General features: G+C 68.3%; 23 protein-coding genes. 12 read left to right on the top strand and 11 right to left on the bottom strand.

Features of this window, described 5'->3' with window-relative positions; all coding sequences use genetic code 11:
* Positions 1-166 precede the first annotated feature (166 nt).
* From RPQ07_RS01035 to uvrA, 4 genes are all read left to right on the top strand, one after another.
* Positions 167-1330: a hypothetical protein gene (locus tag RPQ07_RS01035; protein WP_313942042.1), complete on the top strand. Its 1164-nt coding sequence runs from the start codon at positions 167-169 to the stop codon at positions 1328-1330.
* Positions 1331-1708: 378 nt separating this feature from the next.
* On the top strand, positions 1709-2359 hold the full coding sequence (locus tag RPQ07_RS01030) for a hypothetical protein (RefSeq protein WP_313942041.1): 651 nt from the start codon (positions 1709-1711) through the stop codon (positions 2357-2359).
* A gap of 159 nt (positions 2360-2518) precedes the next feature.
* Positions 2519-2824 (top strand): hypothetical protein, encoded by a 306-nt coding sequence (locus RPQ07_RS01025; RefSeq protein ID WP_313942040.1) that lies wholly within the window; start codon positions 2519-2521, stop codon positions 2822-2824.
* Between the two features lie 511 nt (positions 2825-3335).
* On the top strand, positions 3336-5804 hold the full coding sequence (gene uvrA / locus RPQ07_RS01020; RefSeq protein WP_313942039.1) for an excinuclease ABC subunit UvrA: 2469 nt from the start codon (positions 3336-3338) through the stop codon (positions 5802-5804).
* 120 nt (positions 5805-5924) lie between these two features.
* Here uvrA and RPQ07_RS01015 read toward each other — a convergent pair whose 3' ends face one another.
* The gene (locus tag RPQ07_RS01015; RefSeq protein WP_313942038.1) at positions 5925-6110 is read right to left on the bottom strand and encodes a hypothetical protein; all 186 of its coding nucleotides are present in this window, start codon (positions 6108-6110) and stop codon (positions 5925-5927) included.
* A 368-nt stretch (positions 6111-6478) separates the two neighbouring features.
* Entirely contained in the window at positions 6479-7171 is a 693-nt protein-coding gene (locus RPQ07_RS01010; protein WP_313948737.1) for a helix-turn-helix domain-containing protein, read from the bottom strand.
* 475 nt (positions 7172-7646) lie between these two features.
* Here RPQ07_RS01010 and RPQ07_RS01005 point away from each other — a divergent pair, with 475 nt between their 5' ends.
* Both RPQ07_RS01005 and RPQ07_RS01000 read left to right on the top strand, forming a co-directional pair.
* Complete coding sequence (locus RPQ07_RS01005) at positions 7647-8351, top strand: HAD-IA family hydrolase (protein WP_313948736.1); 705 nt, start codon at positions 7647-7649, stop codon at positions 8349-8351.
* Between the two features lie 9 nt (positions 8352-8360).
* Positions 8361-10754, top strand: coding sequence for a glycoside hydrolase family 65 protein (locus RPQ07_RS01000; protein WP_313942037.1), 2394 nt, complete (start codon positions 8361-8363; stop codon positions 10752-10754).
* Positions 10755-11017: 263 nt separating this feature from the next.
* Here the strand turns inward: RPQ07_RS01000 and RPQ07_RS00995 are convergent, their stop codons facing one another.
* Entirely contained in the window at positions 11018-11878 is an 861-nt protein-coding gene (locus RPQ07_RS00995; RefSeq protein ID WP_313942036.1) for a universal stress protein, read from the bottom strand.
* A 451-nt stretch (positions 11879-12329) separates the two neighbouring features.
* Here RPQ07_RS00995 and RPQ07_RS00990 point away from each other — a divergent pair, with 451 nt between their 5' ends.
* Positions 12330-12770 carry a universal stress protein gene (locus tag RPQ07_RS00990; RefSeq protein ID WP_313942035.1) on the top strand — a complete coding sequence of 147 codons (441 nt, stop codon included), beginning with the start codon at positions 12330-12332 and terminating at the stop codon, positions 12768-12770.
* A 190-nt stretch (positions 12771-12960) separates the two neighbouring features.
* Positions 12961-13641 (top strand): CBS domain-containing protein, encoded by a 681-nt coding sequence (locus RPQ07_RS00985; protein ID WP_313942034.1) that lies wholly within the window; start codon positions 12961-12963, stop codon positions 13639-13641.
* Positions 13642-13755: 114 nt separating this feature from the next.
* Here the strand turns inward: RPQ07_RS00985 and RPQ07_RS00980 are convergent, their stop codons facing one another.
* Positions 13756-14796 (bottom strand): zinc-dependent alcohol dehydrogenase family protein, encoded by a 1041-nt coding sequence (locus RPQ07_RS00980; RefSeq protein ID WP_313942032.1) that lies wholly within the window; start codon positions 14794-14796, stop codon positions 13756-13758.
* Positions 14797-15146: 350 nt separating this feature from the next.
* On the opposite strand from RPQ07_RS00980, the gene RPQ07_RS00975 reads away from it, so the two are divergent.
* Positions 15147-15605 (top strand): cyclic nucleotide-binding domain-containing protein, encoded by a 459-nt coding sequence (locus RPQ07_RS00975; RefSeq protein WP_413777818.1) that lies wholly within the window; start codon positions 15147-15149, stop codon positions 15603-15605.
* Between the two features lie 152 nt (positions 15606-15757).
* Positions 15758-17494 carry a GAF domain-containing protein gene (locus RPQ07_RS00970; protein WP_413777817.1) on the top strand — a complete coding sequence of 579 codons (1737 nt, stop codon included), beginning with the start codon at positions 15758-15760 and terminating at the stop codon, positions 17492-17494.
* 104 nt (positions 17495-17598) lie between these two features.
* Here RPQ07_RS00970 and RPQ07_RS00965 read toward each other — a convergent pair whose 3' ends face one another.
* Both RPQ07_RS00965 and RPQ07_RS00960 read right to left on the bottom strand, forming a co-directional pair.
* Positions 17599-18030 carry a pyridoxamine 5'-phosphate oxidase family protein gene (locus tag RPQ07_RS00965; protein ID WP_313942030.1) on the bottom strand — a complete coding sequence of 144 codons (432 nt, stop codon included), beginning with the start codon at positions 18028-18030 and terminating at the stop codon, positions 17599-17601.
* 254 nt (positions 18031-18284) lie between these two features.
* A complete protein-coding gene (locus tag RPQ07_RS00960) occupies positions 18285-18605 on the bottom strand; it encodes an STAS domain-containing protein (protein WP_313942029.1) in 321 nt (106 codons plus the stop codon).
* Between the two features lie 325 nt (positions 18606-18930).
* Between RPQ07_RS00960 and RPQ07_RS00955 the strand changes: the two genes are divergently transcribed.
* On the top strand, positions 18931-19656 hold the full coding sequence (locus tag RPQ07_RS00955) for a response regulator transcription factor (protein ID WP_313942028.1): 726 nt from the start codon (positions 18931-18933) through the stop codon (positions 19654-19656).
* An 87-nt stretch (positions 19657-19743) separates the two neighbouring features.
* On the opposite strand, the gene RPQ07_RS00950 is transcribed toward RPQ07_RS00955, so the two are convergent.
* Positions 19744-20613 (bottom strand): universal stress protein, encoded by an 870-nt coding sequence (locus RPQ07_RS00950; protein ID WP_313942027.1) that lies wholly within the window; start codon positions 20611-20613, stop codon positions 19744-19746.
* Between the two features lie 313 nt (positions 20614-20926).
* On the opposite strand from RPQ07_RS00950, the gene RPQ07_RS00945 reads away from it, so the two are divergent.
* Positions 20927-21511, top strand: coding sequence for a hypothetical protein (locus tag RPQ07_RS00945; RefSeq protein WP_313942026.1), 585 nt, complete (start codon positions 20927-20929; stop codon positions 21509-21511).
* Between the two features lie 177 nt (positions 21512-21688).
* On the opposite strand, the gene RPQ07_RS00940 is transcribed toward RPQ07_RS00945, so the two are convergent.
* From RPQ07_RS00940 to RPQ07_RS00925, 4 genes are read right to left on the bottom strand one after another with little or no spacing between them, the layout of a single operon-like run.
* The gene (locus RPQ07_RS00940; protein ID WP_313942025.1) at positions 21689-22363 is read right to left on the bottom strand and encodes a CBS domain-containing protein; all 675 of its coding nucleotides are present in this window, start codon (positions 22361-22363) and stop codon (positions 21689-21691) included.
* A gap of 38 nt (positions 22364-22401) precedes the next feature.
* Positions 22402-22887 carry a universal stress protein gene (locus tag RPQ07_RS00935; protein WP_313942024.1) on the bottom strand — a complete coding sequence of 162 codons (486 nt, stop codon included), beginning with the start codon at positions 22885-22887 and terminating at the stop codon, positions 22402-22404.
* A gap of 56 nt (positions 22888-22943) precedes the next feature.
* On the bottom strand, positions 22944-23453 hold the full coding sequence (locus tag RPQ07_RS00930; RefSeq protein WP_313942023.1) for a flavodoxin domain-containing protein: 510 nt from the start codon (positions 23451-23453) through the stop codon (positions 22944-22946).
* 13 nt (positions 23454-23466) lie between these two features.
* Positions 23467-24192 (bottom strand): CBS domain-containing protein, encoded by a 726-nt coding sequence (locus RPQ07_RS00925; protein WP_313942022.1) that lies wholly within the window; start codon positions 24190-24192, stop codon positions 23467-23469.
* Between the last annotated feature and the right edge of the window lie 13 nt (positions 24193-24205).

Genomic DNA, 24205 nt, shown 5'->3' with positions numbered 1-24205 from the left:
CCCCGAGCGCGGCCGCTGGTGGAGCAGGCCCCGATCCTCGGAAGAAGCAGGCCCCGATCCTGGGAAGAAGAGGAGATCTTGCCGTACTGCCAGCACCTGCTGGCGGGGCCAGCGTGTCACGCCGCGCTGACGATTCCTCGGGGGCATTCTGTGGTCACTTGCGATCATGGGGGTGGCCGAAGCGAAAGGTCCAAACATGCGGGTGCCGTCTCAGGGTGTCACGGTCGTAGCTCTCCTGGCGGATCCCGATGCGCCCACGGAGATCGCGCAACGTATGGCCCGGATACTTCCTGCTCGGCTCGCCGACAAGTCAGGCGAGGGGCGACGGTTCGAGGTCGAGGTGGTCAGCGAGCCATTCACCTCTGGGGCCGAGGACCTGCCCACCTTGATGCGCCGGATCATGGATCGCGGAAGTGCAGAGAATTGGGACGTCGTCATCGCCCTCACCGACCTTCCGCTGCTCTCACACGGGCGCAAGCTCGTTGTGGACCTGAGTCACGAACACGGCTTGGCGCTGCTGTCTCTGCCTCCGCTGGGGGGCTTGTGGTTGCAGACGAGAGCCAGGCGGGTCGTGGAAGCAGTCGTGCTCGGCTTGGTGGGTCCGCAGGCCACACAGGCTCAAGGACCTGTGCCAAGTCCGCCGCTTCTGCGACCCTTTGCCGGTCGTCTCACGCCAATCCATCCGAGCCCGGTCGGTGAGGAGGAGACCGCCGACCTGCGATACGTCGTCAGCGGGCTGCGCGGTTACCTGAGAGTGCTCTTCGGCATGGTCCGCGCCAATCGTCCGTGGCGATTGGTTCCAGGCCTGTCGAAAGCCCTGGCGGCTGCACTTGCCACGGGGGCCATTGCCACCCTGGACTCCACCGTCTGGAGTCTGGCCGGGGCTCTGAGCGTGCCGCGCCTCGTGATTGCCATGGTCGGGTCTCTCGGAATCATGATCGGGTGGCTGATCGTGGACGGCGAGCTGTGGCACCGATCAACAGAGCTCTCGCGGGAGGCCAGGCAGAGGGCAAGGCTCTACAACGCCTCTACGGTCGTGACCGTGGGTATCGGGGTGCTCGTCTGCTACGGGGGCTTGGTCGTCATCAACTTGCTGTGGGCGTTGTTCATCGTCAACGACCGCGTGTTCGCATCCACGACACAAACCCCGCTGCACGCCACGGAATACCTGACGTTGTCATGGTTCGTCGCGTCGATTGCCACAGTGGGCGGTGCGCTGGGATCAGGGTTGGAGAGCGACGAAGCGATCCGGGCAGCCGCCTACTCCAAACGCGAACAGGAACGTCGCCATATGCTCCGGAACGGCCCCAGCCACGAACCGTCGCAGTGACCCGAGCCGGCGCAATTGGCTCCCGGAGGCGGTGCGGCGGCGTCACGGCTGGCCGGAGTGCCGAGGGTCCGGGCAAAATGCGCTGGTCCTTCGGATCAGCCCGCGCCCACTGAACCAGGCCGCGTGTTGTCTTATCGGTCGGCGAAGCCAGCTCTCTATTCCGCCCCGTAAATCCGTCAGCATCCGTTTCGTCGCAGGTTGTTGAGCGGGTCCCCTCGCCGCCTTCTGTTCTCCGCGGACCTGCTTACCCCAGTGCCGGGCTGAACGGGGGACACCTGGCGCCAAGGCGCCTGTCGCGCTCGATCGCCACCTGGGAGGGCGTTACAACGGAACCTCGGGCCGAAAGGCCATCGCGCCCACCCCGACCGGATTGAGACCGTGACAGATTCCCTGCCGGCCACTGCGGCGCACGCGGTGCGGATCGTGCTGGTCGCCGACCCCGGAGTGGCGGCGGAGATTGTCCAGGAACTGGCCGACAAGCTGCCGCAGCTGCTGAGGCAGCGGGTCCGCGCGGACGTCGACTGGCGGGTGACGGCGCGCACGGCACCCCTGGTCGCGGACGAGCAACTGGACGTCTCCTCCGCGGTCGACGTCGTACGTCCCTTCCTCCCCGAGGGCGACTGGGAGGCCGCAGTCTTCCTCACCGATCTGCCTCGACGAGCCGGCCTGCGGCCGGTCAGCGTCGAGGTGAGCCAGGAGGACCGCATCGCGCTGGTGTCCCTGCCGGCGCTCGGCTCCTGGCGGATGAGACGGCGCGCCCGGCATGTCGTCGCGGATGTCATCGGCAGACTCACCCGCGAGCGGGCCGATCTCGCTCCGGCGCCGGAGGAAGCCGGCCGGCTCGAAACTTCAGAGACCGGCGAGGATGGCCTGCAACGCTTCATCGTGCCCGGCCTGCGCGGCCATCTGAGTCTCGTCACCGGCATGGTGCGGGCCAACCGGCCCTGGCGGCTCTTCTCAACCCTCTCCCGGGCACTGGCCGGTGTCTTCGCCACCGCCGCCTTCGGCCTGGTCAACACCTCGGCCTGAACCATCTCCTCGGGCATGGACGTGGGCCGTCTGCTCGGGGCCTGCGTCTTGTCCTTCCTTGCCCTCACGGCATGGATCATCATCGATCACGAGCTCTGGGAACGCCCTCACGATTCACTTTCCCGCCCCTTCTCCCGCCTCTACAACACCGTCACCTGCGTGACGATCACCCTCGGTGTGCTGTCCCTCTATCTGGTCCTGTTCCTCGTCCTCTTCGGCATCACCCTGCTCATCCTGAACTCGTCGGTCTTGGGCAAGGTCGTCGGGCAACACGCAACAATCCACGACTACGCCGCGCTCGCCTGGTTCGTCAGCTCCATGGGCATGGTCGGAGGTGCGTTCGGCTCCGGACTCGAAGACGACGGCACTGTCCGCAACGCGGCGTACGGCGAGCGTCAGCGCCAGCGGTGGCAGAAGCTGCGGGAGGAGAAGAAGGAGCGGGAAGAGCAGCCGGGGGAGACGTAGAGCCGTCGGCCCCGTCCATGAGAACAGACTGGCGCAATGTCCCCGCACAGCTTCGTCTGTCATGGCATTCACAGTCTCGGGCGGGCACGGGTCGACCTCGGACATGGCCTCCCTGGGGCGCATGCCCGCGACCCGGGGCTGAGCCCGCCGGGGCGAGCACTCCACCGGGAGACGGACCACCGCGTTCACCGAAGGGCGTCGGCAGGGGGCAGACGAAGGCCCCGACTGGTTCGGGGGATACCCAGACGGGGCCGATCGACAGTGGGCGAGAAGGGCGGTCGCCTCGCGGCGGGGGCTCCATAAGGCTTCAGCCCAACGATCGTCCTCATGGGCAAAAGGGTGAGGCACGGGGACACAGTTCCCTTCACGCCCACGTACGGTCCAACGGTGAAGCACCCTCGAATGTTCCCTGGGAGCGGCTCATACCGGGACTGTCCGGATGCTCAGGTGAGCGGGGCCCGGTGGCGGTGCCTGTCGCGCGGTTCCCGGCGCGATCAGGTAATCAGGAACGGTGAACAAGGACGCGAGCGACCCCTTCGTCCATGTCCGGGGCGCCAGTGAGAACAACCTGCGGAACGTCGATGTCGACGTGCCGCGGGACGCGATGGTCGCCTTCACCGGCGTCTCCGGTTCGGGCAAGTCCTCGCTCGCGTTCGGCACGCTCTACGCGGAGGCTCAGCGGCGCTACTTCGAGTCCGTAGCACCGTACGCCCGAAGGCTGTTGCAACAGGTCGGCGCACCGCACGTGGAGGAAATCACCGGACTGCCACCCGCCGTGGCCCTGCAGCAGCGACGCGGGTCGCCCAGCTCGCGCTCGACGGTCGGCACCATCACCACGCTGTCCAATCTGCTGCGCATGCTGTACTCCCGCGCCGGCACCTATCCGCCCGGGGCCGCACGCCTGGAAGCCGAGTCGTTCTCACCCAACACCGCGGCCGGCGCCTGCCCGGAGTGCCACGGACTGGGCGTCGTGCACGACGTCGCCGAGGACCTGCTCGTCCCGGACCCCTCGCTCAGCATCCGCGAGGGGGCGATCGCCGCCTGGCCGGGCGCCTGGCAGGGCGCCAACCTGCGCAGTGTCGTGAGCGGCCTGGGGATCGACATCGACAGACCGTGGCGCAGGCTCAAGAAGAAGGACCGGGACTGGCTGCTGTACACGGACGAGCAGCCCTCCGTGTACATCGAGCCGGAGGAGGACCGCATCGACTACGGCTACCAGGGCAAGTTCTGGAGCGCCCGCAAGCACGTCAGGCACGTCCTCGCCGACTCCAAGAGCGAAAAGATGCGGGAACGGGCGCTCCGGTTCGTCAGGAGTGTGCCCTGCCCCGAGTGTCACGGCAGCGGACTGCGGCCCGAGGCGCTCGCCGTGACCTTCGCCGGACGTTCCATCGCCGAGATCAATGCGATGCCGCTCAGTGAGGTGGTGGCTCTCCTGCGGCCCGTCGCGGGACGGTCCACGGCCGACGCCACCACGTCGACCGCCCGATCAGGGGAGACGACCGAGGTCGCGGTCCGGATCTGCGGCGATCTGGTCGCACGGGTCGACGTCCTGCTCGACCTGGGCCTCGGATATCTCAGCCTCGGGCGCCGCTCGACGACCCTGTCGCCCGGCGAGGCGCAGCGCCTGCGGATCGCCACCCAGCTGCGCTCGGGGCTGTTCGGCGTCGTCTACGTCCTCGACGAACCGTCCGCGGGCCTGCACCCGGCTGACGCGGAACCGCTGCTGGACGTGCTGGACCGCCTCAAGGCGGCGGGCAACTCGCTGTTCGTCGTGGAGCACGACATGGACGTCGTACGGCGGGCGGACTGGGTGGTCGACATCGGCCCCGGCGCGGGCGAGGGCGGCGGACGCGTGCTGTACAGCGGCCCGGTCGCCGGTCTCGAGCGGGTCGAGGAGTCGGCCACGAGCCAGTACCTGTTCGGGCGCGCCCAGCCACTCGATCACCGCCCGCGCACACCGCACGGATGGCTGTACCTGCGCGGCGTCTCCCGTCACAATCTGCACGACGTGTCCGTCGACGTACCGCTCTGCGTACTGACGGCGGTGACGGGAGTGTCCGGTTCCGGAAAGTCGACGCTGGTGACGCAGGTGCTCGCCGAGGTCGTCCGCGGCCACCTCGGACTCGTACCCGAGGAGCCCGACGAGGCGCAGCTGGAGGTCGACGTCCAGGACGCGTCGGGGGTCGAGTCGTTCGACCGGCTGGTCCGGGTCGACCAACGGCCCATCGGCCGAACTCCCAGATCGAACCTGGCCACATATACGGGGATGTTCGACGCGGTGCGCAAGCTGTACGCGGCGACGGACGAGGCCAGAGCGCGCGGCTACTCGGCCGGGCGGTTCTCCTTCAACGTGCCGGAGGGCCGGTGCGAGACCTGCCAGGGCGAAGGATTCGTAGCGTTGGAACTGCTGTTCCTGCCCGGCACCTACGCGCCGTGCCCGACCTGCCAGGGCGCCCGGTACAACGCCGAAACGCTGGAAGTCACCTACCGCGGCAAGAACATCGCGGAAGTGCTGGCGCTGTCCGTCGACGCCGCGGCCAAGTTCCTGTCCGCCGTCCCGGCCGCCTCCCGCAGCCTGGAGACGTTGCGCGAGGTGGGACTGGGGTACCTGCGGCTGGGCCAGCCCGCGACGGAACTCAGCGGTGGTGAGGCGCAACGCATCAAGCTGGCCACCGAACTGCAGCGGGCCCGCCGTGGGCACGCGCTCTACCTGCTCGACGAGCCGACGGCGGGGCTGCACCCCGCGGACATCGCGCTGCTGCTGCGACAGCTGCACCGCCTCGTCGACGCCGGCAACACGGTCGTCCTCGTCGAGCACGACCTGGACACGATCACCACCGCCGACTGGGTGATCGACCTCGGGCCGGGCGGCGGCGACGCGGGCGGGCGGGTGGTCGCAGCGGGCCCGCCGGTCAAGGTGGCGAGGGCGCGCCGCAGCGCCACGGCGCCCTATCTCGCGGCCCGGCTGGCGCGCCCCTGACGACGGCGCGAAGGGCTGAGCTCCGGTCAGCCTGGTTCGGGACGCAGGGTCGCGCGCGTCGCCATGCTGCGCCAGCTTGTGGCGGATCTCGTGGCTTTGTTCACGAGAACGGGTGCTGGCTCAACTACCGTGCAGCGGCCACTGCGCGTCACGGCTGAGCGTTTTCGGGTCGAACGCGACGTCACCCAAAAATGAGCCGTGGCCACGGTGGTTGGGCTGACAGTCCTTGCCGTGAAACAGGTCCTGCTCCGGCTGGAGAGCAGCCGATTGGTTGACCGAGCGCCACCGTCGCTGGGCCACCAGCACCAATCACCACCTCCTCGTCACGGCCCAGATCGCGGTCGACGACTGCATCCTCCGGTCCATTCCGAAGCAGCGAGCCGGTCGTTTCGGAAGCTGGATCTCCAGGTGAGCCGGCTTCGGGCGGATCGCCTTCTCGACGAGGCCAAGCAGATGGCCGACCCTCTCCACTTGAGGTGCGTCTCGGCCTGGCTCCGATCATGGCGATGAAGTACCTGCGAGCCGCTCATCCCGCCGGATACCGACTGGATCCCATCGCGCGAAGCTTGAGACACGGGTGGGCCCGCACTCTCCTCCGGCCACAGCTGCATCTATGTCCAAGTGCATGGTCCGTTGGCGAGGCGGTTGATAAGCAATGGTCGCCAGCCCAGTGCCTAATGCCGGCCGGGTGTCGCGGCGACGATGCGGCGTCCGGTGATGCGCCGTGGCGTGAGAGTGAGCCACAAGGTCCGATCGTTGCCACCGGCCCATGGGGCGGAGTGGGCCAGCTCGTTGAGGTGGCGCACGGCGTGGGGGGCGGTGACGGCGTGTGCGGTGCCGACAGCGAGAACGCTCCAGCCTTCGCTCATCACATCGTCGATGTGATCCACCTCGAAGGCGGCGTCATGCCCGTCGACGGACGCTGCGACGCTGCCCGGCGCGGTCCGGAAGGCGATGTCCTCGTCGTCGACGCAGTAGTTGAGTGGCAAGATCTCCGGCCCGTTCGGCGTGCTGACAGCCAGGCGGCCAATGCCGTAGGCCGACAACAGAGCCCAGCACTCGGCATGGTCCAGTGCGATGAACTGTGGGTTTCGAAGGGCCTGGCCGTAACCGGGGGGAAAGTTGGCCAGGCCGCCGGTGAGTTCCGCGAGGGTCGTCTCGAGCGCGTCAGATAGGCGTAGAAGGAATCCGATGTCCGGCACGGCCGAGCGCTGTTCCACGTACTCGATGTACCCGGGCGCGGCACCGGCGCGCTGAGCGACATCCGCCCAGGTGAGGCCCAGCTCTTCACGGCGATGGGCGACGCGTCTGCCCAGGTCGCTCTGAGGCAGCGGCTGAGTGGACGGAGAATCGGTTGGAGGCTGCATGCTCAACACACCCCTAGATCATCAGGCCGCTGGTGCCGGCCAGGGTGGATGCTGGCTCGGTTCCGGCCCGGACCATTGTGCAAGGCATCCGCTTGCGCCCCTCCAGCGTGCACACGTCTGCGTCGTCTCGCATGGGCCGACTGGCCCTTCGGCCGGGTCCGGATGGGCATGCGTGCGCGGACGGGGATGAGCTCGTCGACACTGAGAAGGTGGCTCTGCCTCAGCGGGGCCGAACGTCCCGGGCCGAGGTCTGACTGGTCCCTGCCGGGCCAGCAGCTTTGGTGCGACGGTGACAGCGGTTCGTGTTTGCCCGAAAGCAGGTGGTGACGGCATGAAGCTGTACGTGCTCCGCGACGCTGCCGCTGGGTCCGGTGCTCCCGGGGAGTGCGGTGGGGCGGCGGTCCGCCCCGCCAGCCCTGGGGCGCCGGCCGCTGGCCCGGGGAGGTGATGCGCTGTGACCGCCGGCCTGCGGGGTATGAAGGCGATGGTCTTTGACACAGACGGTGTGATCACCGACTCGGCGCGGGTGCACGCCGCGGCCTGGAAGGAGGCGTTCGATGCCTATATGGATCAGCACCCGCCGCCCGCAGCAGAGAACCGGCGCCCGTTCGATGTCCGCGGCGACTACCTCGCCTATGTGGACGGCAAGTCCCGCCTGGACGGCGCGCACAGCTTTCTGATCTCACGCGGTTACAACCTTCCCCGGACCGCCGTCCAGGAGGTCGCAGCGGCAAAGGACGAGCTGTTCAGGAAACGATTGCGGGACGGCGGCATCACGGCCTTTCCGGGAACGGTCCGGTTCTTGCGTGTCCTGCACGGCGCCGGGATGCCGATGGCAGCTGCCTCCGCATCCCGGCACGCCCGTGAACTGCTGTCCGCGGCAGGTGTTCTCGACTTCTTCGCCGCCCTCGTCGACGGCGGCGAATCAGCCCGGCTGGGGCTGACGGGCAAGCCCGATCCGGCCCTGTTCCTTGAGGCGGCCAGACGGCTCGGTATCCCGCCTGCCGGCACCGCGGTGGCCGAGGACGCGCTGGCCGGTGTGGAGGCCGGGCGGCGCGGTGGATTCGGCCTGGTGATCGGGGTGAACCGGACTGCGACGACCGGCTTCGCCACACAACTGCGACAACACGGCGCTGATGTGGTCGTCGCCGACCTTGCCGACCTTCTCGACGATGCGTGAGGACTGATCATGCCGGACTGGACTTGGGACTACGAGGGGTACACGGCCGCGTCGGTGCCCTTGCGGGAAGCCTTGTGCACGCTGGGCAACGGCTACTTTGCCACACGCGGCGCGGCTCCCGAGTGCTCTGCCGGCCCCGTGCACTACCCCGGCACCTACGCGGCCGGCTGCTACAACCGCCTCACGTCCCACGTCGCCGGACGGCAGGTCGAGAACGAGGACATGGTCAACCTTCCCAACTGGCTTCCGCTGCGCTTCCGCACCATCAGCGACGGACCCGTCCAGGCCTGGTTCAGCCCGGAGACCACCACGTTCCACGACCACCACCTCTCACTGGACCTGCGCTCCGGCACCCTGGAGCGCCACCTGGTCTACGAGGATGCCACCGGTCACCGGCTTCACGTGCGTCAGCTGCGCCTTGTGCACATGGCCCATCCCCACCTGGCCGCCTTGCGCACCGAGTTCACGGCCGAGAACTTCAATGGCGAGCTCGAGGTGGAGGCCTTTCTCGACGGGATGGTCACCAACGCCGGAGTGGATCGCTACCGGCAGCTCAACGGTCACCACCTGACCCACGTCCACACGGGCACGGCCACGGGGCACACGGTGTGGCTGCGCTGCCGCACCAGCGTCTCGGACATTCGCATCGGGATGGCCGCACGTACTGTCGTCGACGGGCCAATGGCCGACTCGTCGATCCACCACCGCCAGCAGCGTGCCACCCAGTACCTTCGCCTTCAGCTCACCCGCGGCACCCGTGTCACCGTCGACAAGACCGTTGCCCTCCACACCTCGCACGACCCGGCCATCAGCGATCCGCTGCAGGCCGCGATCGATGAAGTGAACCGCGCTGCGGGCTTCGACGACCTCCTTGCTTCGCATCGAGCAGCGTGGCAGCGGTTGTGGGACCGGGCAGAAGTTGATGTCCCTGGCGAAGCCGGGCGGATCCTGCGCCTGCATCTCTTCCATGTGCTGCAGACCCTGTCCCCGCACACCGCCGACCTGGACGTCGGCGTCCCGGCGCGAGGTCTGCACGGCGAGGCCTACCGTGGCCATGTCTTCTGGGACGAACTGTTCGTCCTGCCGTTTCTCAACCTGCACTTTCCCGAGGTGTCTCGCGCGCTGCTGGAATACCGGTACCGCCGCCTCGATCAAGCCCGCGCCGCCGCCCAGGCCCACGGCCGAGCCGGCGCTCAGTACCCCTGGCAGAGTGGCAGCGACGGCCGCGAAGAAACACAGCAGCTCCATCTCAATCCGCACTCCGGTCGCTGGCTGCCCGACCATTCCCGGCTCCAGCACCATGTCGGCTCCGCCATCGCCTACAACGTGGTGCAGTACTGCGAAACCAGCGGGGACACGGAGTTCCTGCACACCAAGGGTGTCGAGATGCTGCTGCAGATCTCCCGCTTTTGGTCTTCGAGCGCCACCTTCGACGAACACATGGGGTGCTACCGCATCCGCGCTGTCGTCGGGCCTGATGAATACCACGACGCCTACCCGGGAACAGAACTGCCCGGATTGGACGACAACGCCTACACCAACGTCACCGCCGCCTGGGTCCTGTCGCGCACCCTCGACGTGCTGAACAGCCTTCCCGAACCGCGGAAGCTTGAGCTCTTCGACCGCACCGGCTTGAACACCGCCGAACTGCAGCAGTGGGACGCCATGTCCCGCAACCTCCGCATCCCCTTCCACGACGGTGTCATCAGCCAATTCGACGGTTACGGCGACCTCAAGGAACTCGACTGGGCCGACTACCGTGCCCGCTATGGCGACATTCGCCGGCTCGACCGGATCCTGGAGGCCGAGGGCGACTCCGTCAACGGCTATCAGGCATCCAAGCAGGCCGACGTCCTGATGCTCGGCTATCTCTTCTCTCCCGACGAACTGCGGGGGATGTTCGGCCGCCTCGGGTACGCCCTGGACGAGCCGACATGGCGCCGCACCGTTGACTACTACCTGGCTCGCACCAGCCACGGATCCACTCTCAGCGGTCTGGTGCACGGCTGGGTCCTTGCCCGTGCCCGGCGCGCCGAGGCGTGGACCTTCTGCCGTGAGGCCCTTGAAGGCGACATCGCCGACCTGCAGGGCGGCACCACCGGCGAAGGTATTCACCTCGGCGCCATGGCCGGCACCCTCGACCTGGTTCAGCGCGGGCTGACCGGTCTCGAAGCCCGTGGCGGGGCACTGCGCCTGGACCCTGTCCCGCTGCCGGAGCTGTCTGAGTACGGCTTCGCCCTGAGATACCGAGGACATTGGGGGGTGCGACTTCGCATGCGTAGGGGGCAGATGGAGATCAGCGTTCCCGTTTCTGAATGCCCTCCCATCCCCGTTCAACTGCCCGACCGGACGGTCTCCATCGCCCCAGGGGAAACCTGCCGACTGAAACTGAGGAACACCTGACCGGTGCTCGGAACCACCGGTACGCGCCGTACCCCTCCTGCGCTCGTGAAAGTCGAGCATGCGGCGGGGGCGCGGAGGCGACGCGCGCCACCGGGTCATCGAAAGCGTGTGGCAAGCAAAGGGGATCGCGGCCGCTCGCGCAGAGGTGCTGAACACGTCGGCCACAGGGGACGAGGAAGATGGAGGGCGCGTGTGGCACGGCGGGTGGGCTGCGGTCGTCTCTGCTGGATTCGGACGCGCGCCCTCTGTCCTGCCCGGCTGCATCACCCGTGAGGGATCACCGCGACGGGCGCGGTCGCATGGTGCAGCACCGCGTGGGTGACCGGGCCGATGTGCGCCGTCATCGTTCCGTGATGGATATGCCGGCCGATGACCACCAGGTCGGCGTCAGCGGAGGCTTGCACCAACTGTTGGGCGGGACCGCCGAACACGGACTGCTCTATGACATTGACCGAGGGGTACTTGTGCCGCCACGGGACGAGCATGTCGGTGAGCCGCTGGGCGACTTCCGCGTTCGCACCGGCGCCCGCAAACTGGGTGTAGACAACGGGCAGCGTCCAGCAGTGCACCACCCGCAGAGTGGTGCCGCGGCGGGAAGCCGCATCGAACGCGAACGTGATGACCTCGGCGGAGTCCTGTCGCAGGTCGACTCCGACAACGACCTCCGGCGAGGGGCCCTCAGCCGTGCCGGAGACTTCCCGGGCACGATGCTGGACAGCACGCACGAGGACCACCGGACGTTCGGCGGCACCCACGGTTGCCAGACCGACCGAGCCGAGCAGGAAGCCTGTCACCGTGCCCAGCCCTCGAGATCCCAGGACCAGTACGTCAGCATCGGTTTCCCGCAGCGCGACCTCGGGAGGGGCCCCATCGAGCTGGCCGGTCGTGATCTCCAACCGAGGATGCCGCTGCCGCAGACCTGCCGCAGCATCCTGGAGCAGGGTCTCGGCCCACTCGCGGCGCATCTGCGGTGTCAGAGCAGGGCGGTCCAGAGCCGGCGGCCCGTCCTGTGCGTAAATGATGTGGAGTGGCACGTCGCGCAGCAGCGCCTCGCCTGCCGCCCACTCGGCGGCCGCGAAGCTCTCCTTGGTTCCGTTCAGACCGACAGCGACATTGCGCGTCATGAGGCACCTCTTCCGGTTGCACCGTCGCCATGAGGACCGGCGCCAGGTCGGACATCACGGCCGCACTTCCAGGGTCAGACGCCGCGGGCCGCGGTGCGAGGGCCGAGCGGGCCCCCGCGTGGACCCAAAGGCCCGACGACGCTCTCCGCGCAGCGCCGTAGGCCTTGCTGGACCCCGCCAGGATGGCGCAAGGTGGCGCTGGCCGCGGCTGTGGTCGGGCTGGTCCATGAGGGCTTGCAGTTCTATCCGGAATTCACTCACATGCAGCACCGCGAGAGCCGTCGGGTTGCTGTCGACCCTCCACCTGCGCGAGGTCCGGCCGGCTGCACGCCGAGGGCCGAACGGCCCTGAGCTTGCGAGGCCGAAGCTGTGATCCTGAAAGCGGAAGCCGCTTGGCGCGCTGCCGACCAGGGGCGGGCGAAAGCGGAACCGCGAAGAAAGGGTGCAGGCCATGAGCAACACTGATTCGACACCCCGCATCGTGGTCGGTGTCGACGGTTCACCGTCATCGCAAGCAGCCTTGCGCTGGGCGGTAGGGCACGCGCGTATCGCCGGCGGCGTCGTGGACGCCGTCTGCGCATGGGACCTGCCGGGCATGCAGGACTGGTCGGCGCCCCCTGTGGACACCGATCTGGACCAAGAAAATGCCCGCAAAGCCTTCGCTGCCGAGATGCGCGACGTGCTCGGCGAGGAACGCACCGTCGAGGTGCGCGAGCACGTCGTCCGCGGCAATCCGGCGGAGGTTCTCCTCGCAGCGGCGGACGGCGCCGATGTACTGGTGGTCGGCAGCCGGGGCCGTGGCGGCTTCGCCCGGCTGCTGTTGGGCTCGGTGAGCCAGCAGTGCGCGCTGCATGCAACCTGCCCGGTGGTCATTGTCCGCCCGGACCACTAAGGACCTGGGCACCGGAGCGGCCGGCACTGCGCTCGGGCCGCGTCCGCGCCTGTCTCCCGGCCATCCCCGCGGGATCAAGCGCAGGGCCGGGTGTTCTCGGGGACGGGCCCGCCTGTCACCTCGGGAGGCGGGCTGCAGGCGACAACGCCCCGGTGCAACCCCGCCACGGCAGTGAGGTGAGGAGCTTCCGATGAATCGCAGCCCGTACTTCGTGTCAGATGTGATGTCCTGCCCCGTCGTCGCCGTCGACCAGGACGCGCCGTTCAAGGAGATCGTCGAGACGATGGCCCGGTGGAAGATCAGCGCGCTGCCGGTCCTCGATGAGGAACACCGTGTCGTCGGCGTGGTGTCAGCAGCGGATCTGCTGCCCAAGGAAGAGTTCCGCGGAAGCGTGCCGACCCGCTTGGAGCAGATGCATCGCCTGACAGATCTGGCCAAGGCTGCGTCGACCACTGCGGGACAGCTCATGACCCGGCCCGCCATCACTGTGCCGGGCGAAGCGCCTTTGGCCCATGCCGCCAGAAAGATGGCGGTCGACCGCGTCAAGCGTCTGCCGGTGGTCGATGCCGCAGGCCGGCTTCATGGCGTCGTCAGTCGTTCCGACCTGCTGAAAGTCTTCCTTCGGCCAGACGACGATCTTGCTGCCGAGGTCCGCCGGGACGTCGTGCAACGTCTCTTTCCCGGTGAGAGGGTCGATGTGCGTGTTCACGGTGGCGTCGTCACGCTGAGTGGATCGCCGGCCGATACCCGTCTCGTGCCTCTCGCGGGGAGCCTCGTCCGCGCCGTGGCGGGCGTCGTCGACGTCGTGTGGGATCGCAGCGGCGGCAACGAAACGGCAGGGGAGGGAACATCGACCGCCGAGGCGTCCTGACCCTGCCGACTCCCGCTTCTGCCGACCGCGGGCCGGCTGTATTCGACCGTGCGGAGGCGTGCGGAGGAGGGATGTGCGGGCGCATCTCAAGTCGTCCGCCGCATCTCCTTGTGCTCAGGACACCCCGAGAATCACCTTGAGCGCACCGGTGTCGGCCGCCCGGGAGAACACGTCGTACGCCTCCTCGATCCGTGCGAGATCGAATCGGTGGGTTGCCAGCGCGGAGGCGGGCAACCGGCCCGCTGCCAGCATGCCCAGCAGAACCGGCGTCGAGTAGGTGTCCACCAGGCCTGTTCTGATCGTCACATTCTTGATCCACAAGTCCTCGAGATGCAGCACGGCGGGCTTGCCGTGAACCCCGACGTTGGCCACGCAGCCCCCCGGCCGGACCATGCGCGCACACAGCTCGAACGTCTCCGGCACACCCACGGCCTCGATCGCCACATCGGCTCCGAGGCCGCCGGTCAGATCCTCCACCAGCTGCTCGGGGCCCTCTGCCGCGTTCACCACGGCGTCCGCCCCCAACTCGCGCGCGGCCTCCAGCCGCGATGCCGCCAGGTCGACAGCGATGATTCTCCCCGGGGAGAACATCCGAGCCGTGGTGATACCTGCCAGACCGATCGGACCGGCTCCGACGATGACAACCGTGTCTCCAGGCCTCACCCCTCCGTTGAGGACTCCCACTTCGTAGGCGGTGGGGAAGATGTCGGAGAGCAGGACCGCGTCGCTGCTGCTCACAGCGGTGGGAAGGAGGTGGACGGACAAATCGGCGAAGGGGATGCGCACATACTCGGCCTGGGTGCCGTCGATGAGATGGCCGAGCACCCATCCGCCGTTTCCGCGGCATTGCCCGTACATCTGCTCACGGCAGTACCGGCAGCGACCACAGGACGAGATGCAGGAGAGAAGCACCCGGTCGCCGGGGCGGACTGAACGGACGTCCCTGCCGGCCTCGACAACCTCACCGACGGCCTCGTGTCCGAGAACCGTTCCGGGCTTCACCTCGGGCACATCCCCCTTGAGGATGTGCAGGTCCGTTCCGCAGATGGTGGTCGTATCCACACGGATGACGACATCCGTCGGCTCCTGGATCGCAGGATCTTGCACGGCGTCCCAGGAAGCCTGGCCAGGCCCGTGGAAAACGAGAGCCTTCATGACGATCCTCTCCTGGAGATGTCCGAGCGGCTTCTCACCTCTCCCACCCAGCGTGAATTGCGCCAGTCGTACCGCACAGGGGCCGGGCGGCCCGTCCCCGGGACCTACCGGCCCGATCGATTCAGGAGCGCCCGCTCAACCTTCAGTACCGCCGGCTGGGGCTGCAGGGACCGCTGTATGACCCCGCCGGAGGAAGGTGGTCTCCGGCCCCGGACATCCGGGACGTCCGGCCCTGCGGCAGAGCCGCCAGGCCTCTGCCGCACTACGCGCAGGCCCGGCAGGCTGAACAGCGACAGCACAGCCACACCGACCGCTGGCGGTCGTGAGGGACGGAGACAACCATGAGCACGATGAGCTCCCTTCTGAAGGCTCTGCCCCCCGAGGGCCGAGACCGGCTCATGGCACTCGCCCACGAGACCGCCTTCACGACCGGTACGCGCATCTTCGAGGAGGACTACCGGGCCAAGAAATTCTGGATCATCCACACCGGTGCCGTTGACCTGGACCTGCACGTTCCCGGACGGCGTGCCGCCGTCGTCGAGACGCTCGGCCCAGGCGCCCTGCTCGGCTGGTCCTGGCTCTTCCCGCCCCACACGTGGCACCTGGGCGCCGAGGCAGCCACTCCGGTGCGCGCCTTCGAGTTCGACGCCGCTCAGGTGCGGGCTTTGTGCGAGGAGGACCCGGTTTTCGGGATGGCTTTCACCCGCTGTGTCGCCGAAATCATCGCCCACCGGCTTCAGTGCGCCCGGCACCGGCTGCTCGACCTTTACGGCCCTTCCGGCGGCGCCTCCCTGCGCATGGCCCGCTGAGCAGCCCGGACCCGCGAGCTGAGATCCCGCCCGTCACGCCAAGATGGAGGGCGCCGTACCCCGCCAGGCAAAGCCCCCGCATCCACCGTGAGATGAGCTGCCGCGACCGATAGTGTGAGTCGTGGAGCAGCGTGACTACGGAGGAGTTCCCGGTGGGCGAGCAGGAACCGTTGTCGCAGATCCCAAAGATGCGTCTGGACGAACTGCTGGAGGAACTGCAGGCCCGTATCAACGCGGCCCGAGGTACCCGGGACCGCGTCCACAGCCTGCTGGAGGCCGTTCTCTCCGTAGGCCGGGAGCTCGACCTCGCTCACGTACTGCGCCGCATCGTGGAAGCCGCCGCTCTGCTTGTCGATGCCCAGTACGCCGCTCTGGGAGTGATCGGCCCGGACGGACGAACCCTGTCCCAATTCCTCACCGTCGGCATGACCGACGACCAGATCGAGAAGATCGGGCATTTGCCCGAGGGACACGGCCTGCTCGGGGAGTTGATCCGCCATCCTGAGCCGCTGCGGCTCACCGAACTGGGCGAGCACGCCGCCTCCTACGGGTTTCCTGACCACCACCCACCGATGCGCACCTTCCTCGGCGTGCCCATCCGGGTGCGTGACGAAGTGTTCGGCAACCTCTACCTGACCGACAAGCGCGGCGGGCAGGACTTCGACGCGGAAGACGAAAGCGTGATCTCCACACTCTCGGTCGCAGCGGGTGTGGCCATCGACAACGCCCGCCTGTACGAGGGGGTCCAACGTCAACAGCGGTGGCTGCAAGCCAACGCGGAGATCACCAACAGCCTGCTCTCCGGTAAGGCACGGCTGGACGTCCTGGAGTTGATCGCGCGTCGGGCCGGCCACATCACTGGAGCCGTTCTGTCCGACGTGTCCGTCCCCGTCCCCGGCACCGACAACCTCGTCGTCGAACTCGCCCTCGGAGCAGACGAGGACGAGCGCCGAGGTCTCGTCATCCCGGTGGACGGCACCCTGTCCGGCGCCGCTCACCGCAGCGGTGAATCGGCTACGACTGCCGCGCTCGCCGACGACGACCGCTACACCTCCGGGCCCCGCAACTTCGACGGGTTGGGTCCGGCTGTCGCGGTACCGCTGGGAACAGCGGAGGAAGGCCGCGGTGTGCTGCTGCTGGCGCGAGCCGTGGGCGACCCGGTCTTCACCGAAGCAGAGATCGACCCGCTGCTGGTCTTCGCCGGCCAGGCCGCGGTCACCCTCGAGCTCGCGGAACGGCGCCGCGATGCAGAACAGCTCGCACTGCTGGAGGACCGCGACCGTATCGCCCGGGACCTGCACGACCTGGCCATTCAACGGCTGTTCGCGACCGGCATGACCCTGCAGAGCGCTGCTCGCCTGGTGGAACACGCCGGGGCCGCCGAGCGCGTGTCCCGCGCAGTCAGCGACCTGGACGAAACCATCAAGATCATTCGCAGCACGATTTTCGGTCTGCGAGTCCGGGATGAAGAGACGGGACCCAGCCTGCGTGCCCGGGCCGCCCGCGCGGTCGGCGAAGCCGCGCCGGCCCTCGGCTATCCGCCACGCCTGAGCATGGAGGGCCTCCTGGACACGGATGTGCCCTTGCCGGTCGCCGACCACGTCGTGGCGGCGCTGGGGGAGCTGCTCAGCAACGCTGTACGACACGCCCACGCCACCCGCGTGGAGGTGAGCCTTCAGGCCACGCCTGAAGAGGTCATCCTCACGGTCAGCGACAACGGCAGTGGCGTACCCGCCGGCGGCCGACGCAGCGGCTTGAAGAATCTGGAGGAGCGCGCGCAGAGCGTCAACGGATCGTTCACGATCTCCACCCCGCCGGACGGTGGCAGCCGACTGGTCTGGCGGGCGCCTCTGCTCCGCGACGAGGGCCACCGGTCAACGGCGTCCTGACTGATGAAGGGCCGCAGTTCGGTCTGAACGGATGACGCGGGATCGAGGGAGGGGCCAGCCGAGGGCCTCAGGGCCGGTGCCGGCAGTGGCTCTCCCTTGAGGCGTCAGTCAGGCAGTGCGGTGGCGGTGCACTGGATCGTGTCGGTGAGCTGGAATCCGGTGACGAGTTCTGGCCGGATGCGCAGGGCGGCTGCCATGGAGCAGGTTACCCAGGGGCGCAGGAGGCGCTTGTACCGCTCCAGTTCGGCCGGGTCGTCGACAAGGCGAGCGTAGCCGGTGACGACGACACTCCAGCCCAGGTGGTGGTCGGGGTCGATGACGTCGGCCTCGTAGGCCACGACCGTCTCCGGTCCGTCGGCGGGCGCTGTCAAGGAGGCGAGCGCCGCGCCGTCACTGAGCCGGATGACGATGTCCTCGCCGTCCAGGATGTGATTCACGGGACGGACAGCGGGCAGGGCGTGCTGAGTGAAGACGAGACGGCCCAGGGAGATGGAGCCCAGCAGCCGCAGCGCGTCGCTGCGGTCCAGAGGTCGCATGTGCCGACGGGGCTCCGCTTCATGAGCACCGTCCGGCTGCTCCAACGATTTTCCATCCATGGTGCACGCCCCTTGCTTCACGCTGGCCCAGGTCACCCGAGTCCAGACAGTCAGCGTCGCTCGTGCGCTGTTTCCTCGACAGGGCCGAATGGGCCCATGCCGTGGCTGATCCGGTACCCCGTTTCCCGTCACAGCCTTCGCGAGGATTGCGGACCCCGGCAGGCGTTGCCGCGAAGATCAGCCGATCGCTTCTCTCAGGGAGACGAGAAGGGGACTACCCGGTCCACGCCGAGGGTGCGCAGCACGCGCGCCGGCAGCCGGGGCACCCGGCGCAGCCGTAGCCGTGTGCCGACGCCTGCGCAGCGCCAGTGCAGGCGAATGAACAGTGCAGCGCCGGAACTGTCGCAGAAGGTGAGCCGGCCCAGATCGAGTATGAGATCGCGATCGCCGTCTGCGGCAAGGTCCATCAAGGCGGGTTCGATCCTGCGGACGGTTTCGAGGTCGAGTTCGCCGGCCAGAGCAACGGCGAGCGCCATGTTCCAAGGCTGCATGGTCACGGAGATCAGGGGGGTCATGTCCGGCCTTTCTCAGGGCGGCTGCCGCGGCTGACACCGTGCGGCCGTGCGGGTGGCTCGCTAAGATCACCAGTCGGCGACCTCGGCGCGGGAGGTCCGCACGCCCCCGACTCAGGGCCGAAGGTCCCGGCCTCGCGGCCGACCGAAGGCTGCGCTTCGTCGTCCGCGATCAGCTCTGCGCAGGCATGACGGATGTTGCGGACACGGGCGAAGCGGGGTGCCGTTGCAGCAGGGCCATCCGGCCCTGGTCTTTCGACCCCCGCGCGGAGACGATGAACCTGGCCGGCCAGCGGGGACGGCCCCAGGGACTGTACGGGAGTGCGCAATGACGGACAGTAATGGCGGTCCAAGCGCTAAGGCGCCGGTCAGCGTCTTCCTTCTGGACGACCACGAAGTCGTCCGTCGAGGCGTGCACGATCTGCTGGATGCTGAACCCGACCTGACGATTGTGGGAGAAGCCGGCACGGCCGAGCAGGCCCTTGTCCGTATCCCCGCATTGCGCCCGAAGGTGGCAGTTCTCGATGTGCGGCTGCCTGACGGGGACGGCGTCAGCGTGTGCCGCGAGCTGCGTTCCCGCATGCCGGAACTCGCCTGTTTGATGCTCACATCGTTCGATGATGAAGAGGCGCTTCTCGACGCCATCATGGCCGGCGCATCGGGATACGTCCTCAAACAGATCACGGGCACCGACCTGGTCACCGCGGTGCGGACCGTGGCGTCGGGACAGTCCATGCTCGACCCCGGCGCCACCACCCGGCTGATGGCTCGCCTGCGCGGCGGCGCCCAGACCGCGAAGCCTGAGGAGACCCTGCCAGGCCTGACCGAACGTGAGCGGGAGATCCTCGCCCTGGTCGGGGAGGGGCTGACCAACCGGGAAATCGGCAAGCGGCTCTACCTGGCGGAGAAAACGGTGAAAAACAACATCTCGCGCCTGCTGGCCAAACTCGGAGTGGAGCGCCGCGTCCAAGCGGCGGTGATCGCCACCCAGGCGCTGGCCGCGCAGGAACATTCCGCGCCGTCGTCCGCGCATGAGGGCCGTCCGCGCTACTGACAGCCTCGGCCCGCGGCCGCGTCGGGGTGTATGGGCGGTGGTAGCCGGGGATGCCCGGCTCCACCGCCCTCGGCAGGTTGACGTGCGTCAGCCGTGGGGTATGACAGCAACCGGGCAGCGGGCGTGATGCAGTGCGGCGTGTGCGACCGACCCGATGCGTGATCCCACGGGGGAGTGGCGCCGACGGCGACCGACGACCAGCAGAGCGGCCCCCGCTGCCGCAGACAACAGGACCTGCCCGGCACTGCCCATCTCCACATGGCCGAAGACCGGCACATCGGGATAGCGCTCGCGCCACGGTGCCAGCGCTTCGTCCAGGGCCGCCTTCTCATACGGCTCCAGCCCGCCGGCGGAGTCCACGAGTTGCATCGAGGCGGGACTGTAGGCGAGTACGGGCGGCAGACTCCAGGCCCGCACCACCCGCACAACCGCTCCGCGGGCGGCAGCTGCCTCGAACGCGAACTGCAGTGTTGCGTGGCTGTCCTCGGACCCGCCCTGCTGACCGACGACGACCTCCTCACGCACGGGGGTGTCATGGTCTGCCCGGGCACGGACCGCGATTACCGGGCAGGAGGCGGCGCTGATCACCTGGAGCCCGCAGGAGCCGAGCAGGAAGCCCAGCAGAGCCCCGTGTCCACGCGATCCCACGACGAGCATTTCCGCTTGCCTGGTGGCGTCCAGCAGCGCGGACACGGCTGTATCGCCCACCACGTCGGCCGACACCAGCGCCGCCGGGTACCGGTCTGTGAGGTCCTGCTCCACCTGCTGCAGCATGCTCTTGGCTACCTGCACCTGAGTCTCGCGGTCCTGCACGACCGGCACATCGACCGGCTGCCAGAGCCACGCATGCACCAAACGCAGCGGCAGACTGCGGCATACCGCTTCCTGAGCTGCCCAGTCGGCTGCCGCCCGGCTTTCCGCCGACCCGTCCACCCCGACCACGATTGCGTGAGTCATCCCGACGCCTCCCCTTCACGGCGCGCCTGTGGCGCACCAGTTCACTGCTCCGGGTCCACCCTCCCGGCGGCGACGACCTGACGCCGAGAGCCGTTCGGCCCTGCAGGTCTGCCGATCGGCCTCCGTCCGTCACAGCGGAGAGCAGGCGCACGGGTCACCGAGCGGGATTACCGCGGCCGGAGAAAGGGCCGTGCGGCCCCGGCACGAGTCCTCGCCAGGGCCGCACGGCCCCGGCACAACGGCTCAGTGGTCTCTGCCCCGCCCGAACCTCGGGTGCCAGGGTCAAAGAAGGCTCCCGAGGAGGTGCACTGCGATGACGAGCACCCGCGGCACACGGCACGGGCTCTGGCGGTGGCGGCGCAATGAACTCAAGCGCCGCAGCGACACGGCCGAGGCATGGGTCGTCGCCTCCGCCTGGGCCCTTGCCGTCATCGGCGGAGCAACGGCTGGGACCTTTGCGGCCCAGTCGATCGATGCTTTTGCCGACAACCAGCGCGCCACCCGGCACACCGTGACCGCGGTACTGACCGCGGACGCGCCGGCGCCGTCCGAGACACGGTCCGGCGTCAGGGCTGACCGCGTCCAGGCGCCGGTGCGCTGGACGGGTGATGACGGCACCACGCACACAGGCAGGGCGCGGGTCCACGCGAGCAGCCCGTCCGGCACTGCGGTGGAGGTGTGGGTGAACGACACCGGCCGTGTGACGGCTGCACCGCTGTTGGAGCCGGAAGCAGACCTGCAGTCAGGTCTGGGCGGCACTCTGGCAGCACTTGGTACGGGGGGAGTGGTGCTGCTGGGCGGCCGGGCCACACGCTTGCTGATGGAGCGCCGGAGAATCGACCGGTGGGAGAGCGAATGGGAGCAGATTGCCCCTGCTTGGCGCCGACAGGAGATGTGACGCACGCAGCCGGTTGCCCCCTGCGGCGTCGCGCCACCGTGCAAGGTTCCGCCGCCGGTGTCTGCACATATGGCCCGTGCCCGACGAAGCCGCTGGCTTCATCGGGCTTGCGGATGACGCGGCGCTCGGGATTGGCGCCCCCGGCAAGGGCGCAGTCTTCGAATTCGCCTGCATTGCTCACAGGCTCGTGTTCACGACGCCGGGGTAGGAGGCGTAGTGCAGCTCGCACTCGAAGCTCACCACTCCCTCGACGGCGCGCACCAGACGGGCCGCGACCGGTATCAGGGATGTGTCACGGATCTTCCCGGTGAGGGTGACGATGCCGTCCGCGACGGTCACTCTGATCGGCTCGACGGGGGCGGGGAAGAGGTAGGGCACGATGGTCCGCCGCACCTCTTCGGCGATGTCCTCGTCGGATCGCAGGAAGGCCTTCAGGAGATCGGCCCGGCTGACGATGCCCTGCAGGCGGCTCCTGTCGTCGACGACGGGCAGCCGTTTCACCTTGCTGTCGGCCATGGTGCGGGCCGCCTGGGCGAGGGTCGCGCCTGCCTCGATCGTGACAGCGGGTGCGGTCATGAGTTCTTCCGCGGTGACCCCGCCGGCTTTTGCCGTGTCGGACAGGCGCCGCAACTGGATGTAGCGGTCGGGGTCACCGTCCCGAAATTCTTCTTTGGGCAGCAGGTCGGCTTCGGACACCACTCCGACGACCCGCCCTTCGCCTTCCGTGACGGGTACGGCGCTGACTTTCCACTGGCTGAGGAGTTCGACGATCTCCTTGAACGTGGCCTGGCGGCCTATGGAGACGACGGTCTGGGTCATGACGTCACTCACGATGTGCGGGCTGGTGTTCATGGTTTCCTCCGGGCGGAGAGCTGGATCGAGTCGGCGGGTCAGACTGATGCGGCCTGATTCGCAGGACGGACGGTGGGTGACCGTGACGGCAGTTCGGCGGGCACGGCTACGACGGGGACCGTCGCATTGCGCATACAGCCGCGGACGGTCGGTCCGATCGGCGGCATGGCCGGATCCGGGTGATGGTGATGTCCAAGGGCCAGCAGCAGTGCGTGGTCGGCGTAGTGCAACAGAGCGGGCACGGCGGGCCCTTGGACCACAACGGTGGACACCGGCATGGCGGGGTGTGCCCCCAGCGCGGCGGTGACAGCTCTTTCGAGGACGAGTGAGGCGTTCCCCCGTTCCTGCTCAGCTGACTCACCGGTGGCCGGGGCGTAGGGCGCCCTGTGGTGTAGGGACCGCTCCCAGGCGTGAACGGCGACGATCCGTGCGTCGAGAGCCGGCGCTTGGGCGGCTGCCCAGCGCAGCGCCGCAGCTGATGCGGCGGAGCCGTCCACGCCGACGACGATGGTGTTCTCATCCATTCCTCGCTCCTTCCCGGTCGTTGACGCGGGCTGTGGCTTGGGAGGGGCGGGCGGTGTCATGCGGCGCGCTCGGCAGCGGTGAGTTCCGCCGCGATGTTCTGTGCCCAGTCGCGTATCTGCTGCTTGTCGCGGAAGTCGCCGCCGCGACCCTGCTGGATGATCATCCGGGCGATTCTGCCCTTGGCGCCTTCTTCGAGCCGGCCGCCGAAGGTGGTGTGCCCCCGGGCGTCCAGGCGGACCGCGAGCCGTGCTACGCCCTTGACCGGTGGCAGGTTCCTGTCGGCAGCGGAGGCGTCAAGCGGCCCGCTGCTGAATAGCCATAGTGGACGCGTGGCCAGCGTTTTGGCGTGGCGCCGTGCGAAGCGGCGGGCATCGTGGTGCCAGCGGCCGGCATACAGCGAGCCGCCGAGCACGACCGCGTCGTACTGTCCCGGGGCGTCTTCACGGGCCGCTGGGCGTGCCACCGCGGCGACGCCGCTGTCGTTGAGAGTGTCGGCGATCCAGTGGGCGATCTCCTCGGTGGAGCCGTTCTTGCCGGCGTAGGCGACGAGGACGTTCGTGGTCATGACGGGGTCTCCTTCACAGCTTGCGCAGCCACTGGTCGCCGATGCCGTGCAGAGCTTGTTCGGCGGGCGGGAGGTGGCGGTCGTCGAGGCGGTAGGTGAGTTCATCGACGACGGAGACGACGCCGTCGACCTGCCGCGTCAGGTGCAGGGCGATCGGCTGTTCACTGCGTCGTTCGACCTCGCCCTTGAGGGTGACGACACCGTCCTGGACATGGACGTCGATGGCGTGCGGTGCCAGCCAGAGTGCGTTCTCGATGACCTCTTGGACGACTTCGCGACGGATGTCCTCATCCCGGCGCAGGAAGACCTGGAGAATCTCACGGCGGGTGACGATGCCGACCAGCCGTTCCTCCTCGTCGATGACGGGGAGTCGCTCGAGGTGGCGCTGCGCCATGGTGCGGGCGGCTGCGGCGATGGTTTCGTCGGCGTGGACGGTGACCGCGGGGATCGACATCAGTGCTCCCGCGGTTTCCGCTCGTTCTTTGTCGTCGTGGGTGCGCGCGGCACGGGTCATGATCCGGCGGCGCCGGTGCTCGGGTTCGCCAGGGACTGCGGCCGCTTGGCGCAGCATCAGGTCCGTTTCCGAGATGACGCCGAGGACTTTCTCGTCGTCGTCGACGACCGGCAGTCCGCTGATGCGGTTGTCGCCCAATAGACGGGCCACTTCCTTGAATCCGGTGTCCGCTTCGGCTGTGATCACATCGCTCACCATGACGGTGCCGACCTTGGTGTGCTTCATGGAGCTTCCCTTT

Origin of the sequence: Streptomyces sp. AM8-1-1 (assembly GCF_032229325.1) — a bacterium.
Classification (GTDB): domain Bacteria; phylum Actinomycetota; class Actinomycetes; order Streptomycetales; family Streptomycetaceae; genus Streptomyces; species Streptomyces achmelvichensis.
The sequence above is the reverse complement of the archived record's forward strand: the minus strand, read 5'-3'. Positions and strand labels throughout refer to the sequence as shown.

What these genes read in the sequence shown, in the direction of transcription:
- RPQ07_RS01035 (WP_313942042.1), top strand. Translation starts at nt 167, where the DNA reads ATGGGGGTGGCCGAAGCGAAAGGTCCAAACATGCGGGTGCCGTCTCAG.
- RPQ07_RS01010 (WP_313948737.1), bottom strand. Translation starts at nt 7,171, where the DNA reads ATGCAGCCTCCAACCGATTCTCCGTCCACTCAGCCGCTGCCTCAGAGC.
- RPQ07_RS01005 (WP_313948736.1), top strand. Translation starts at nt 7,647, where the DNA reads ATGAAGGCGATGGTCTTTGACACAGACGGTGTGATCACCGACTCGGCG.
- RPQ07_RS01000 (WP_313942037.1), top strand. Translation starts at nt 8,361, where the DNA reads ATGCCGGACTGGACTTGGGACTACGAGGGGTACACGGCCGCGTCGGTG.
- RPQ07_RS00995 (WP_313942036.1), bottom strand. Translation starts at nt 11,878, where the DNA reads ATGACGCGCAATGTCGCTGTCGGTCTGAACGGAACCAAGGAGAGCTTC.
- RPQ07_RS00990 (WP_313942035.1), top strand. Translation starts at nt 12,330, where the DNA reads ATGAGCAACACTGATTCGACACCCCGCATCGTGGTCGGTGTCGACGGT.
- RPQ07_RS00985 (WP_313942034.1), top strand. Translation starts at nt 12,961, where the DNA reads ATGAATCGCAGCCCGTACTTCGTGTCAGATGTGATGTCCTGCCCCGTC.
- RPQ07_RS00980 (WP_313942032.1), bottom strand. Translation starts at nt 14,796, where the DNA reads ATGAAGGCTCTCGTTTTCCACGGGCCTGGCCAGGCTTCCTGGGACGCC.
- RPQ07_RS00975 (WP_413777818.1), top strand. Translation starts at nt 15,147, where the DNA reads ATGAGCTCCCTTCTGAAGGCTCTGCCCCCCGAGGGCCGAGACCGGCTC.
- RPQ07_RS00965 (WP_313942030.1), bottom strand. Translation starts at nt 18,030, where the DNA reads ATGCGACCTCTGGACCGCAGCGACGCGCTGCGGCTGCTGGGCTCCATC.
- RPQ07_RS00960 (WP_313942029.1), bottom strand. Translation starts at nt 18,605, where the DNA reads ATGACCCCCCTGATCTCCGTGACCATGCAGCCTTGGAACATGGCGCTC.
- RPQ07_RS00955 (WP_313942028.1), top strand. Translation starts at nt 18,931, where the DNA reads ATGACGGACAGTAATGGCGGTCCAAGCGCTAAGGCGCCGGTCAGCGTC.
- RPQ07_RS00950 (WP_313942027.1), bottom strand. Translation starts at nt 20,613, where the DNA reads ATGACTCACGCAATCGTGGTCGGGGTGGACGGGTCGGCGGAAAGCCGG.
- RPQ07_RS00945 (WP_313942026.1), top strand. Translation starts at nt 20,927, where the DNA reads ATGACGAGCACCCGCGGCACACGGCACGGGCTCTGGCGGTGGCGGCGC.
- RPQ07_RS00940 (WP_313942025.1), bottom strand. Translation starts at nt 22,363, where the DNA reads ATGAACACCAGCCCGCACATCGTGAGTGACGTCATGACCCAGACCGTC.
- RPQ07_RS00935 (WP_313942024.1), bottom strand. Translation starts at nt 22,887, where the DNA reads ATGGATGAGAACACCATCGTCGTCGGCGTGGACGGCTCCGCCGCATCA.
- RPQ07_RS00930 (WP_313942023.1), bottom strand. Translation starts at nt 23,453, where the DNA reads ATGACCACGAACGTCCTCGTCGCCTACGCCGGCAAGAACGGCTCCACC.
- RPQ07_RS00925 (WP_313942022.1), bottom strand. Translation starts at nt 24,192, where the DNA reads ATGAAGCACACCAAGGTCGGCACCGTCATGGTGAGCGATGTGATCACA.